Annotated in this window: 11 protein-coding genes; all 11 read right to left on the bottom strand. The window is 64.7% G+C overall.

The genetic code is table 11. From position 1 onward, the window contains the following. Positions 1-118 precede the first annotated feature (118 nt). Complete coding sequence (locus B5F40_RS04825) at positions 119-370, bottom strand: hypothetical protein (protein WP_204217331.1); 252 nt, start codon at positions 368-370, stop codon at positions 119-121. An 84-nt stretch (positions 371-454) separates the two neighbouring features. Further along, complete coding sequence (locus B5F40_RS04820; protein ID WP_087193244.1) at positions 455-2,515, bottom strand: lectin like domain-containing protein; 2,061 nt, start codon at positions 2,513-2,515, stop codon at positions 455-457. A 47-nt stretch (positions 2,516-2,562) separates the two neighbouring features. Then, entirely contained in the window at positions 2,563-2,859 is a 297-nt protein-coding gene (locus B5F40_RS04815; protein ID WP_087193243.1) for a hypothetical protein, read from the bottom strand. A gap of 119 nt (positions 2,860-2,978) precedes the next feature. Beyond that, the gene (locus B5F40_RS04810) at positions 2,979-5,756 is read right to left on the bottom strand and encodes a lectin like domain-containing protein (RefSeq protein ID WP_087193242.1); all 2,778 of its coding nucleotides are present in this window, start codon (positions 5,754-5,756) and stop codon (positions 2,979-2,981) included. A gap of 842 nt (positions 5,757-6,598) precedes the next feature. Further along, on the bottom strand, positions 6,599-7,597 hold the full coding sequence (locus B5F40_RS04805) for a response regulator (protein WP_204217329.1): 999 nt from the start codon (positions 7,595-7,597) through the stop codon (positions 6,599-6,601). After that, complete coding sequence (locus tag B5F40_RS16200) at positions 7,594-7,866, bottom strand: hypothetical protein (protein ID WP_342395012.1); 273 nt, start codon at positions 7,864-7,866, stop codon at positions 7,594-7,596. The genes B5F40_RS04805 and B5F40_RS16200 overlap by 4 nt, the downstream gene beginning before the upstream one ends. Then, entirely contained in the window at positions 7,820-8,989 is a 1,170-nt protein-coding gene (locus B5F40_RS04795; RefSeq protein WP_087193240.1) for a sensor histidine kinase, read from the bottom strand. The genes B5F40_RS16200 and B5F40_RS04795 overlap by 47 nt, the downstream gene beginning before the upstream one ends. Before the next feature lie 1,216 nt (positions 8,990-10,205). After that, entirely contained in the window at positions 10,206-11,198 is a 993-nt protein-coding gene (locus B5F40_RS04790) for a D-alanine--D-alanine ligase family protein (protein WP_087193239.1), read from the bottom strand. Between the two features lie 126 nt (positions 11,199-11,324). Further along, positions 11,325-12,629 (bottom strand): aminotransferase-like domain-containing protein, encoded by a 1,305-nt coding sequence (locus B5F40_RS04785; RefSeq protein ID WP_087193238.1) that lies wholly within the window; start codon positions 12,627-12,629, stop codon positions 11,325-11,327. 4 nt (positions 12,630-12,633) lie between these two features. Continuing rightward, the gene (locus tag B5F40_RS04780) at positions 12,634-13,008 is read right to left on the bottom strand and encodes a cyanophycin synthetase family protein (RefSeq protein WP_239442914.1); all 375 of its coding nucleotides are present in this window, start codon (positions 13,006-13,008) and stop codon (positions 12,634-12,636) included. A gap of 254 nt (positions 13,009-13,262) precedes the next feature. Then, on the bottom strand, positions 13,263-13,928 hold the full coding sequence (locus tag B5F40_RS04775) for a hypothetical protein (RefSeq protein ID WP_140396425.1): 666 nt from the start codon (positions 13,926-13,928) through the stop codon (positions 13,263-13,265). Positions 13,929-14,217 lie beyond the last annotated feature (289 nt).

Genomic DNA, 14,217 nt, shown 5'->3' with positions numbered 1-14,217 from the left:
TCGAACAACCTCTCTTTTCATAGCGAAGCCCTACCCGTAAGCCGGAGGGACGGAACGCGCAAGGCCGCATGCAGCACAGCGCGCCATGCGGCTTTACGCAGATGCCTGTAATGCCTGATTAGACCATCCGCTCAAACACAAGATTGCACACGGCGCGATTCCCGCCGCCGAAGCCTGAAGAATTCGCAATCGACTGAGCAAACATGTGCAACCGATAGCCTTCGGGGTACTGTTCGTTGCACAATTCCTCGATCTCGCGGAAATGCTTCGAACCCTTGCCTGCGAATTTCTCGCGCAGCACCACCTGCATCACACGATACGGACCGTTGCTATAGCCGACTTTGCCTTTTTCGTCATTGAAACCGCCCAAAACCCATGACGGACCTCCTCTCCATCGACCGCGGGAAAGCAGAAGCGACCATAATGCATCGAGAGCAACGAAACGACGCCAGATTCATGGCAGCGCACGCCGTTTCCGACCGTTCCCGCATCGGCCGTCGGTAGCCACCCGACGAGTCATTGCCACGACGAAAACGGCAAGGACGACGGCGAAGACCGCAAGCGACGTTGCAACGGGAGCCGCCACATCGCCGGTGTCGGCAAGCGCAGCTGGGCCGTCCGACGAGCCGCCGGTTTGCGCCGCGTTACCGTCATCGCCGTCCACATCGCATTCGCCCCCCGCATCGCCATCCTCGCCTTCGCCACCGCCCGCCTCGCACGGCATCGTGAGCGCCTTCACGCACACATTCGTCACGTACGAGTGCGCCGAACTGACCTTGGACACGGTCTGCGCGTTTGCAGAACCTGCTCCGGCGCCCTCGTCGCCCCATGTCCCTCCCTGTGCGAGATCGCGCCCGTAGCCTGCGGGGTCTTCCCAGATCACGCCGTCAACCGACACCCAGCTTACCTCGCGCGAGCCCTGCGCGTCGTATCCCATGTACGTAGGCTCAGCATCGGGAAACTCCGGATCGGGCGTGAACGTTTCCACGGCAAGCGGATATGCGTAGCTTTCGTTCTCGAGCCTCACCACCACGGAAAACGTCTCGCCCGCAGAAAGCGCCACCGGCTCGTCGAGCGCCACCGTCACATAACCTGGCATCCCCCGCACGCCCGTGCACGTCGCCGCCACCTCGCCGCCGCGCGGATCTGCATCGGTCGCCCCGCGATGCACCTCCACCGCATAGGAGGTGCCGATGCCCGTCGTGCAGAACTGCACGCGTTCAAGCGTCTCGTCCCGCCCGCTCGTGAACACGTTGGCCGCCCAGCCGACGGAGCCGCCCATCGACAGCGAGTCGGTCCACCCGCTCGCATCGTACTGGTAGATAGCCTCGCCTTCGCGCTTGACCTCGCCGAACAGCGCCGCCTGGGCAGACAGCGTGGCATCTTCGTACGAGATCCAAAAATAGCCCGATTCTCCCCAATCGCCGCCCCATGAGTTCTTCGCCAGCCATGCACCATCGGATTCGGGCCGCATCCACTCGTTGAAGCTCTCACGCGAAAAGCCGTCGTCCCAGCCCACGATGGCCACGTAGTGGTCGGGCACCGCGCCCGTCGTGCCGGGAGCCGTGTAGTAGCACGACTCCCGGTCGTTGAAGTTACCGAACCTCTGATCGGAGCAGAACTCCGCCACCACCGGTCCTTCGTGCGCCACGACGCGCTTCACGGCGGCGAGCCCCTCCTCGCCACCCCCCGGCGTCTCCCAATAGGCAGCTGCGTTGAAGTTGAAGTGAGCGGTTCCTGTGAGACGCACGTCGCTTTGGAACCGCAACGCCTCGTCAAGCTGCGGGTTCGCCCAATCCGTCACGCCCTCTTGCGCAATGGACGCGCCCTTGCCCGCAGCCAGACTTCCCGCCACCGCAAACGGCGCGACGCCTCCGGCATAGGGGACATCCGGCATGAAGGCGTTCAAGCCTCCCGCCTCGCGCTCCTCGTCTCCCATTCGGGCGAAATACACCGCCTGATAAGGGGACAGGCCCTTCTCGACCAGCTCGTCGGTGGCCACGCCGTCGTAGACGAGCGAGGTCTCCAGCGAAGCCATCGAGGCGAACGGGCCGCACAAATCGTCGGAGCCTTGGTTGCGCACCGGCGTGACGAGGCCCTTCTCACGCGGGTCGAACGATGCCGCATCGGCGGGATCGACAAAGTCGGCAGGGGCGGGCGACGGCTCAGAACCGAGCCCAGGTTCCGATTCGGATGACAGATCCGGATTGAACCCGGACTCCGACTCGCACGGCAGCTCCGGTTCGGATGCCGGTTCGAATTCCTCGGCTCCGTCTCGAGTGCCCTGCGCACCGTCCGCGCCCTCACCCTGCGAACTCTCGCCCGGCGCGCCAGCCGTCCTTTCCGCATCGTCCGCGTTTTGCACGTCAACCGCATCGCCCGTGCGTTCCAAAACCGACGGCTCTCCGAGCGCCGCCGCAGGCGCAAGCCCGCACGCCAACGCCGCACCCAGTGCGAACGCGACAAATCGTCGGCCCGCACCAAGCCGTCCATCCATGCTGAGCCGCTTTCCCACGTCGGCCCTTACCCTTCGATGTCGACGATCTTCCACCGACAACCTCTCTACCGATACAGAACCGTCACCAGCTGGCTCATGATCGAGTCGCCCGAGCCGCACGGGCTTGCTTTCACATCAACGATCTCGCGATCGTTCGCCTGGAGAAAACCGATGACACCCTCGATGGTGAGCGACAGGTTTTTGAACGAGCTCAGCCCCGACCCGCCCTGAAAGCAGCCCACATGCAACGCCCCATCATTCTCGGATACCGACTCCACGGTAAGGCCCATCTCATCAAGAGCTTTTGCCACGCGCTCCTGCAGCTTCTCCTCGTCGAACTTTCCCGAGCCGAACAAGCCCATCGGCATTCCTTCCTCTCTGCGGCCGTCAAAAGGGGCAGACGCGCTCGCCATGCCGTCGGGAGGGGCGCAGCCCTCGACGGCATACGATCACGCAGCGTTCATCCGAAGCTTTGCGCACATCACCTTTTGTCTGCGAATCGGCGGCGAGCCGCCGCCACGACAAGCGTCACCCCCGCCACCGAAACGAGCGTGCCAAGCACGATCGGCACCGACGCAAGCACATCGCCAGTGCTCGCAAGATTCCGCAGCGTCGAACCGTCGTCTCCGGAAGACGATGCCTCGGGGTTGCCACCGCCCGACAATGTGAGCCGCGCGACGCCGTTGACTGGCTCGGACACGTAATTCGATTCCGTTTCGGCAGGAGCGAACGACCAATGAAGTTCCACTGCGTCGCCTTCCTTGCCGGCAAAGACGTAGTCCGCCGGAACCGGCTGAGCGCGCGCTTCATCGAGATACCATGAAAGAGCGCCTCTCACCTCCTGCCCCGCGACCCCCTGGGCAACGGAAGGCGCCTCGATAGTATCCAACCCCGTGCCGATCTTCACCTTCTGATCGGGAACCGCATACGAGAACGTCGCCGGATCGATTCGCACGAGCACCGTCGCAGTCACCTCGCGATACTCGACGCTCCCGACCGCCTTCCCAGACAATGTGATAGAAACCTCGTAGATGCCGGCATCGGAAGGCAGACCCTCGACGAACGCGTCGTCTGCACCCTCCAGCCGATACGAGAACGACAAGTCGTCGGCCTCAGCAGATTCCTCGCCGTAGTAGGCCTTCGCCACCAGGTCATCCGCAGACAACGCCTGCGCATCATAGGTCTCAACAATCTCGCCGTGAGCGCCTTCGCCCTGCACCGCCTCGAGCACAGCATCTTCTCGAACAGGCGGGTTCGGATCCTCGTCCGTAAACGCCTTGATGAGCGCGCTTCCGTACGACATGGGCGAACCCAGCTGGTCCATCTCCTCATTAAGCTGAGCGGGAGTTTTCCACGTCTTGCCGTCTTCGGTGTAATACGTTTCCCCGTCGTTGGACACCGTGCTTGCGCTCAAAGGAATGTTCATCGTCGCGGTGACCTCAGGGTCTATGCCCGATTCCAGATTGAAATAACCACCGGGAACCTGTTCGCCGGTAGCGGGATCGGTGTACGTCGTCGGCACGCGCTCCACCACCGCGTAACGCTGCCCTTCGGCTAAGCGCACCGGGTTGTCAAGCGCAACGGTGTGGAACCCGCCATACTCGAATACCGCATTTTGTTTTGCCGCCAACACCCCCTCAACAGGAGAATCGGCCTCGTCATCCAGCAGGTACACCTCGATCTCGACTGTTGCATCTTGGGAAAACGTCCATGCGGAAACCGCCTGCAGTATCTCCGGGCTGTCAGCAGTGAACACATTGGCAACCCGCACATCGCCGGGAGTGGTTCCGCAGGAAGGTTGCTGCGAGGTGGCCAGGTAGTCGTACTGGTAGTTGTTATCGTAGCTCTCGGAGGCGGGGGTCACCTGGTAGGCGACGGGGTTTGAGATAGTATGGTCGTAATACGAAAGCCAGAAAAAGCCGCTTGCACCGCCCTCCTCGTCTGGCAGCCCCCATCCTATGGAATCCTCCACCGAATAGCCACGATCAGAGAAGAACGCATCGGCACCCCAGCTGTTTTTGACCAGCCATGCGCCGTTGCCCTCGGGACTGCCGCTAACCGTGCCCGTGAAGTTCGAAGCTGGATAGTTGTCGTCCCAGCCAACGATGGTCACCGCATGGTCAACACCCGGGTGCTCGTTTGCATCGTATTGGCACCAGTTGTCGTAGGAGATATGTTCGCCGCTGCCGGCATACTTGCCGTCCCCCGTCGTCTCGGAAGGCTCAGATTGGTCCCCTTTGTAAGCGATGGTGACCGCCCCCACTTCCATGAGCGTCTGCTGGATGGCCTCGGTGGCCTCTGCATCGTAACCTGTGTACGTCTTTTGGCCCGTGGTCGCATCCACGCTGACAACGGCGGGGCTCGGCAGATCGATCGTCCCTGACACGCGCCAGCCGGTGCCCTCCTCGGTGCGCAGCTCGGGATCGACAGACCAGTCCTTGTTGCGCGCATCGGTTTCGTCGGAAGGGTCGAGCACCGCGCTGCTCATGTGGTACCACGAGGAGTCGTCCGTATGAAAGGTCCCGTCGGCATCCCGATACGTGTAGGGAACCGACTCCTCGGTCGCAAAGGACTGCCACGAGGTCAAGGCCGACTCGGCCTGGTAAGGCATGCCGCCCACCATCTGAGTGGCATTCGAATCCGGATCGTTGCGGAACAACCCCTCGCCCACCTGCGAACCGCCGCTCTCCTCGGTTTGCGGCTCATGGACGAACCATGCCAGAGCGTGCTCCGAGAAATCAAGACCGTTGCCCGTGGCCGAACTGGGCAGATTAGAAAGCTGCGGCTCGTCGACCTCGCCCGAACCGGTTGCGGCACCGCTTGCCTTCAAGATGGAACTCTCCACGCCCGCAATGGCCGCGAAAGCCCAGCAGGAGCCCCACGGGTTCTGGAACTTCACATCAGTGACGGCCCCTTGGTTCGTCAGATAGAACTCCGAAGGGGCAGTTTCGCCCAACAAAGGCGCGATGTCGCTTTCACTGGAGTTGTACGATTCCTGCGCCAGATAGGCCAGCGCATACGACGGGTCCTCCCCTGCGTCGATGGCGGCTTGGTACGCCTTGAGGATCGCCTGGCTTTCGCGATCAAGCATCTTGGCAAGGCCCGGGGATTTGTCCCCAACGGCCTCATCGCCCCAAGCGGTTTGGAACAAAGCCGTCGGCAGAAGGGTCGTCGCCAGGACGAACGCCAACGCCGCGCGGACTCCGCGAGCGCACCCCGGCAGCTTCCTGCATCGATCAGTACAAATCGCTTTGCTCATAGGCTCTCTTTCCTCCATCCTTCTCAAAATCGGATCAAAAACGCCTTTCGCAACCGACCCGACGATATGTTGTTTATAGTAGAAAATCATGAGCAACAAAACGACAACAAGCGAGTCGATTCCGCCTTCCAACTCGCCAACCCGCCTTCCCTTGCCCCTCCCATAAACGCATTCGCACTTACGTGCTCGGCCACCGAGGTCGCAAAGAGATCCGCCCGGAAAAGGCGACACGCCTCTTTGCGCTTTCCTATGGAGAAAGCCGACAGAGACAGCACCACTTTAGGGGCTTTCGGGTTTACCGGACCGCCCTTCAGGAGCAATTGTGGCGGGCGAAACGCAGGATAATGAGGCGCTTTAGGACATGCTCGCGCAGACCTCGACCAATCCTTCGGCAAACAGAGCGCAAAGCTTCGGGCAATGCCTTTGCCTGCGACGCCACTCTTCTCCCGCCGCGGGTGACGATGCCGACCGAGCATCGGCCTCATCGGTTCGACGCATGATACCCGAAACCCCGACAACGCCTTCGAACGGCACGAGCCAGGGGGGCGTCTGACTCTGCAACGAGACAAGTGCCCGCGCTTTTCATTCCCGATGAACCAAGCACACGACCTGCCGGTTGGCCAAAACTGGCAGAGAGAACCGACCGAAGTGGCGCAGATCGCGTTTCGTGCATAGATTTTCCGCCCGCATTGGCTCCGTGACCCTTCCTTCTTCGGCCCGTTGGCACAGAAAGCCCAGGTCGCGTTGTCTCGAGATTCGCCATCACCTCGATAGGGAGCTACCGACCTATGCACGAAGCGCGATCTGTGCCACTTTCGCCCGCCGCGCTCGCCGCCTCTGTCTTAGCGCACCCGCGAGAACGAGCCAACGGAGTACTCGGCCCAAGAATAGGCGGGCAGGTAGTCGCCGCGATACGCGTTCACCGCAACGGGGTCGCCCTCGAGGAAGCGGTAGCTGTCGCTGTCGATGAGCGCAGGGTCGATAGCCAGGCTGTTACGCGAGCGCACGAGCGCCGCCTCCGCGCCCGCAGCGGTGAGCGCGGCGCGCAGATCGGCCACGACGTTTTGGAAGTAGCTGCGCTGCGAGGCGCTATAGGGCGCATCCTCCCACAAGACCGCGCACGCCTCGCGCGTGGTCACGCCGCACCCGCGTCGGTCGATCAGCAGCGCGAGCAGCTCTTTGGACTTCGAGCGCTTGAACGAAAGCGGCACACCGCCCACCTCGGCCTCGAACCCTCCGAACGTCCGCACACGAACCTTTCGCAGCTTGCGCGACCGGTCGCAGGGTTCGCCGCCAACCCGGCGGCCGTCAGCACCCTCCGCATACCAAGACCCTCGCGAGCCTGCCGCCGAGGCGCCCTCGGCCCCGACGTGCGCATCGCGTCGCCGCAAATCATCCCCGATGAATGCCAGCTCGCGCCGCACGTCTTCCAAACGCGCCGGCTTCAGCAAATACCCTGTCGCGTGCACCGAGAACGCATCAACCGCGTACCGCTCGTAACTGGTTACGAACACGATATGCGCATCCGGGTCGATGTCCTTGAGAGCCTTCGCCAACGCCAAGCCGCCCATCCCCGGCATCTCGATATCCAGAAACGCCACGTCCACGCGACGCTCGCGCGCAAAGGCCAACGCCTCGCGCGAAAGCGAGAACAGCCGGATATCCACCGCCGCCCCGGCGTCGGCCATCCCGGCGTCCGCCGCGCTCGCTGCAGGCAACGCATCCGCTACGGCATTCGCTCCGGCGCCCGCCGCACCCCCATCGCCCTCCAGCGCCTCGCGCACCAAGCGCCCGATGCCGCGCAGCGCCAACGGCTCGTCGTCCACCACGATGACGTTCACCTCACCCGCCCTCCTTTCGCGCGGCGCCCCGTCAGGCGCGCAGCTTCCGCAGAAACCGTCCCTCTCGCCGAGGACTCCGACCCCCCGCACCCCTCCTCGGCCTTCGGCACCCGCAGCGTCGCGCGCGTACCCGCACCCGGCGCGCTCTCCACCGAAAGCGTGCCACCCACCAGCATCCCCATACGCGCCCGCACGTTGGCGATGCCCACATGCAACCGCCCGTCATCCGCCATCCGCGCCGTGTCGAACCCCACGCCGTCGTCCTCCACCGCCACCGCGAACGCATCCGGCTCCTCCCGCACGACGATGCGCACGCATCCCCCCCTCCTCGCGCTTGGTGACGCCGTGGCGCACCGCGTTCTCGACGAGCGCTTGCAGTGACAGGGGCGGCAGGCAGAACGCCATCGTCGCCACATCGAACTCCACGCGAAGCCGCTCCCCGAACCGTTGTCGCTCCAAGGACAGGTACGTGCGCGCATGGCGCAGCTCGCGCTCGAAGGGGATGGGACGGCTGCTGGTGAGCGATGCCATGTTCTCTCGCAGATAGGAGGAGAAGTCCGTCACCGTGCGGGCGGCCTCGCCGGGGTCGATCAGGCACAGCTCGCGAATGGCCGTCAGCGTGTTGTACAGGAAATGCGGCTGGATCTGGCTCAGCATGATGTTCGCGCGCGCCTCGGCAAGCTCCTGATCGCGCCGTGCCAAAAGCGCCTTGCGCTCGGATTGGATACTGATGAAGATGATGAGCAGCGCCAACGTGATGGACGCGTTCAGAAGCGCGATGCCGAACGACGCCACCTGCACGGCGTTGGCCGCCATCGGCAGCACGAGGTAGCTTGCGAACCCCAAGCGTTCCGCCGCGGTCAGGCATCCGAAATGGCGCAGCACAAGGACGGCGTTGAACAGATGCAGCGCGATGACGGATGCCTGCGACACCCAAAACAAGTCGCCGCGCGCATAGCCCTTCTCCGGCGTCACCGAGAACAGCATCCCGTTCCACAGCGAGGCGACGCAGCACGCCAGGTACGCCGCGAACAGCGCCCCCAGAAGCGGCGGCGCCACACGGCGCACCGCCGGCGCAAGCTGCGTGCGGCGCTTCAAATACGACACGATATAGCCTGTGAAGAATAGGTAGAGGGGCATCACAGCCGCATAATAGGCGAACGACCCTGCAACCACCAGCGCGTATCCCGCCTTGTCAAGGGGCGGCGCAGGCGCCCACGACGTCATGTCCCCCAAGGCCATGACGGCATTCGCGAAGCAGATGCCCGCGAAGCAGCGGCTCACCCCGTCACGGCGCCCGCGTTCGCCGATGAGCGCATGGACGCCCATCACCGCGCACAAAAGCGCGCTGTATCCATCGAGCCCTATGTTGAGCAGATCGAGCGAACCCATGGCCGTATTCTATCCCTTTCGCACGCGAAGTGCCCGCGAGGAAGATCGAGCGACGGCTCGTCTGTAACGCCATGCGCCACAATACCCTCGCCCCCCCCCGCGCTGCACGTAGGTTGCATTTGGAGCCGCGCAGCCAGCCCGGACTGCCTGCGCGGCGCAGCCGAGCCGCCTCCTGCGGCCCGCGATCGCATCGCGCGCCTCGCCGTCGTTCTCCCGGAAGGCCTCGAGCCTTTCCTCCCGGCACCGTTGAGGGCGGTCGCGAGGGCGGTCGCGCCTCCTGCGGCCTCGCGTCCAGAACGAGATGGCGGCCCCGGCAAAGCGCGCGGCCCGCAGGCGTCGGCGGGTCCCGTCCCTTTGCGCGGCGGCGGCAGGGCCCCTTCTTGGCAGCCTCCGGGCGGTGGGCGCGCCCTGGATGCCCGCAGCGCCCGCGCACCTCCCCTCGGGCACGTCGAGGGCCCCCGCCCGGCCCCGAGGGTCCGTTGCGCAGGCTCGTCGCGCACGGGCCGCCGGGGATCTTCCCGAACGCCGCAGCGCCCCTCGTGTTGAAGCCTGTCGGCACCCCCTCCTTACCTTCATTTGCCATGCGCGCACGGCCCCCTTCCAAGGGCCGGTCGCCACGCCGCGCCCCAGGGGGCATGCCCTTGCGGCGATCCGAGATTCTGCCGCAATCCGAGATTGCTACCGGATTCCGCCGGAAACGGCGTCTCTCGCCGCGCTCCTCCATCCGGTCCGCCGCACCCTAGCGAGCACTCCTGCAACCTGGAGAAACGCCGCGCTCGTCTTCTCGCGCAAGATCGCGCTGCAGTAGCAATCTGGCGAATTTTGCGCTGAAAGGGCTTACCGCCAAGCTGGGGTCGGCATGGCAGCTCCATTCGGAAACGCGCCCCGCCGCCGAGCCGAAACGGCGCACCCCATTGCAGTCGGAGCATAGCCGCTCCGGTGGCCTGAGCATCCGTTCAGCCATCGGGGTCTCAATTGGCGCGCGCTCGAGAGGGACTGCCGACCAGGTGTCCGTAAATGGTTATCGCCCCCGTCCCGAAAGAGCCTGGACGGCGTTGCCGACATAGTCGCCACCGCTTCCGACGGCCGATGGGAAAACCGCCGGACCCTCTTGCCAAGACCGCCACCCCACCCCTACAAAAAGCGCTAACGTTCGAGAAGCGCCCAGCCGCTCTTGCCGCTCGATGGACCTTGGCCTCCCTGCCCGCTCTTTTCCCTATCGTTCGTACTGGGACACCAGCTCGTCGAAAACCTTCGGCATCGACAAACCGGCGGCGGCACAGGCAACGGGAAACAGGGAGTGCTCGGCCATGCCCGGCGATACGTTCACTTCGAAGACGCGAGCTTGGGCACCATCCCAGATGAGATCGATGCGGGCGAGATCGCGCACCTGGTAAGCGCGGTACACCTCGAGCGCGGCGCGCTCGATCTCGGCACGGATAGCCTGGGCGTCGGCCTCGTCGGGCGCGAGCGAGGCGTTGCGCACGGGAGCGAAATATTCCACGGCGCCGGGGGTCATACGAGCCTCGGTGTCGTACATGCCGCTTTTCGGGACGATCTCCACCGGCGGCAGCGCGTAGGCGTCCCAGCCGGTGCCGAGCACCGACACGGCCATCTCCACGCCTTCCACCCACTGCTCGATGACCACGGCCTCGTCGAACGAGAGCGCATCGAGGATGGCCTCGCCCAGATCGTCGACGGAATCCACGCGATGCACGCCCATGGCGCTTCCGCCGTGCGCGGGCTTCACCGCCACGGGGTAGCCGCCGAACACGCGTTCCTGCACCAGGTCGAGCGCCGTGGCGGCGCCCATGTCCTTGAAGGCGTCGCGCGCCAGGTAAATGCCCTGCGGCCACGAGGCGATGGGGGCGTCGCCGGTGATGGCGCGGTACGTGGCCAGCTCGTAGTGCATGGAGTCCTTGTTCCACGTGCGGTGGCACACGTGCGACGGCGAGCCGACGAACGGGATGTCCAAAAACTCCAGCAGGCTCTGGATGGTGCCGTCCTCGCCGTGCTTGCCGTGCAGGGCGCTGTAGCACACGTCGGGACGCTCGCTGCGCAGCGTGGGTACGAGATCGCTCGTGGTGTCGAGCGGCACCGCCTTGTGGCCGGCCTCCTCGAGCGCCGCGCACACGCATCTGCCACTGGCCAGGGAAAACTCGCGCTCGAACGAAGCGCCGCCCATCAACACTGCAACTTTGAGGCCCATGTCGTTTCCTTTCAACAGCGGGCAAACCACCAGTCAACTTCAGTCAGCGAGGGTCCTTTCGGCATCCAAGGTTGGCCCGCCACGCAACCGAGTGCCCTTTCGCACGCGATGGCAAGCGCGCAAAGGTCAAGATTGGGCGCCGGAAGGGCTCGCTGCTTCGACTTGTCCGGCATTCGGCAGAACGCCAGCATCAATAAACGAACGGTACAGTCCCAGCCGCCCGTCGATGACGCCTGCAAGGCGCCTGACCGCCTCTGCGAGGTTCTCCGGGCTCTCGTAGCAAAACGCGATGCGCATGCAGTTCTTGCCGGTCTTCCCGTCGGGGAAGAACCCGTCGCCCGGGGTGTATGTCACGCCGTTCTCCAACGCAACGCCCAGCATGGAGCCGGTATCCATGTAGCTCGGCAGCGTCACCCATACGAAGAACCCGCCCTCGGGGCGCGTCCACGTGGCCTCGGCCGGGAAGTGCTCGTCCAGTGCGGCCAGCATGGCGTCGCGGCGCGTGCGGTAGGTCTTCACGAACTTCTGCAGCGTCTTCTGCCACGGCGTGTCGGTGAAGTAGTGCTCCACCACCACCTGGTTGAAGGCGCTGCCGCAGAGGTCGGTGCCCTGCTTCACCAGGTTTATCTTCGCCAGCACGCTCTTCGGCGCCACGATCCAGCCGGTGCGCAGGCCGGGCGCGAACACCTTCGACACGGTGCCCAGGTACACGACGTCGTCCGAGAGCGCCTTGAGCGGCAGCACGTGGCCGCCGTCGTAGCGCAGGCGGCCGTAAGGGTCGTCCTCCACCACCATGAAGCCGTACTCCTCCGACAGCTCCAGCAGGCGCTTGCGGCGAGCAGGCACCATGGTCACGCCGCCGGGGTTCTGGAAGTTCGGGATGGTGTAGAGGAACTTGAGGCGCGGGTTGCCCTTGCCGATGCGCGCGAGCTCCTCTTCCAGGAGGTCCATGCGCATGCCCTCGTCGTCGAACGGGATGCAGCGGATGTCGGGCTCGTAGGCGCTGAACGCCTGGAGCGCGCCCAGGTAGGTGGGGCCTTCCGCCAGCACGATGTCGCCGGAATTCAAAAACGTCTTGGCGATGAGGTCGAGCGCTTCCTGCGCGCCCGTGGTGATCATGACGTTCTCGGGCTTGGCGCGCACGCCGATGTCGCGCATGAGGTCGCAGAACACCTGCTTCGTCTCCACGCGGCCGTCGGTCGAGCCGTACTGCAGCGCCACGGCGCGCTCGTCGTCGCAGGCGGCGCGGGCGGCCGTGCGGATGGCGGAGTGGGGCAAGAGCGACACGTCGGGCATGCCGCCCGACAGCGAGATGATGTTGGGGTTCGACGCGGCGGCGAACAGGTCGCGCACGGCGGAAGAGCGCATCTTCGTGACGCGATCGGCTACCTTGTCGCCCGTCTGGTCGAATGTGAGGTGTGCCGTAGTCATTCGCTTAGAGTACCACCACGGCATTCAGAAAGTCGACGGCGTCGCGAAAAGCCCGCAAAGCGATCAGATCGTCAGTAAAACTTACTTCTACGCGAGCGCGACCAGCCTCCTCGTCGGTCCATTCGGTCACGCCGACGAACACGTCGTCGCTGCTCGGAGAAGCTGCCTGAGCCTGGAGGTCCACCACGAGATGCTCGAGAAGATGCGGCAGCGGCGTGCAATCCATAACGGCAGCAAACGTGTCCCCCACGTTGTTCACGCATGCATGGTGCGGCAGGTTGGGAAACGCCGCGCAAACGCGCGCGGCGAGCGCAGGCGAGGTGAGGCGCGGAGCGTCTGGAGCAAGCGCCACGTGGCAGACGAGGCGACCCGTACGCACCGTCAGCCGTTCGATCGCGAGCGCGGGACGAACCGGCGAACCAACAGAGGAACGTGCCTGATCCGGCAGAGAAGACGGCGCGCGAAGCCGCCCGGAGGATCGCGATTCGCCGTCTCGAGGAGATGCCGCGATCCGCGCGGAAGGCTTTGAGGGGCCGGACGATGAAAATCGACCGGAACGAGCGAGAGGGTCTTTCGCCGAACCAAGCGTGCAACGAAGAGAGCGACGGTGGATGGAGAGATGGCGGCGAGAGCTCATACGGGAAGATCAGCCTCGCCAAACGCAGCCTGCGACGAGGCTCCAACGATGCCGGACGCGCCTTGAGCGCTGTTGGCGGCGCCCGTTTCCGCAGGACCTTGCGCGCCGTCGCCAGCCGGATCGTCTGCTCTTTCGTCAACGCTCCCGTCAAAGGCGCTGTCGGCATCGACTGCTGATCGGCCCGCATCCCCATCGGCGGCGCGCCCCTCCTGCGAAAGCGTCTTGCCGCCCTGCGCGGCAACAGCCCCGTCGGAGGGCAGACGGTCGAACACGGTCACGCCATCACCGGGAAGAACCTCCGCTTGCGGTCGCCCCTGCACGAAGCGCACCAGCTGATCGGCCATCCATCCGACGTCGTCAACGAGCGTGGAAATCCACGAGTACCCTGCACCCTCGGTGATGACCAGCTGCGACCGATCGAGCGAGAATCGGTAGCGACCTTGCCCCTCCAAAGTTCCGAACGTGAACGAGATGGTCTTTGCCATCGGATCGATCCGGTAAGAGTACGCCACGTCATCGGTGAGATTAATGCGCTCTCCGTCGATGACCACCACGCCGTCGGTGCCATGAGCCTGCCACGAGCCTTGAAACTCGGCGGCGTCGTCGTAGCGCAACCAGCGATCCCACGAGAACAGGCCGATCGTCACCGCAACCAGCAGCACAGGCACCGCCACGAACGGCCAACGCCGCCGTTTGGCCGTTCGTGGCGATCGCCGGCCTGCACGAGCGGAGCGATCGGAGTCGGGCGCCCCAGCCGCACTAGAAAGACGCCCGCCTACGGGCGCACCCGCAAGACGACCGGCCGTCGGCGCACCTGCGGGGCGCCTGCCCGCGGATGCAGCCGGAATACGACCGGCCGAGGACCCACCTGCAGGACGAAACGCCGAAGGTCCGGCAGGGCGATCGGACGAAGAGGAGCCAACACGGCGCACGCCCGACACGGGTCGGAAA

This window comes from Gordonibacter sp. An230, from assembly GCF_002159915.1.
Lineage (GTDB): Bacteria > Actinomycetota > Coriobacteriia > Coriobacteriales > Eggerthellaceae > Rubneribacter.
This window is presented reverse-complemented; position numbering and strand designations above follow the sequence as displayed.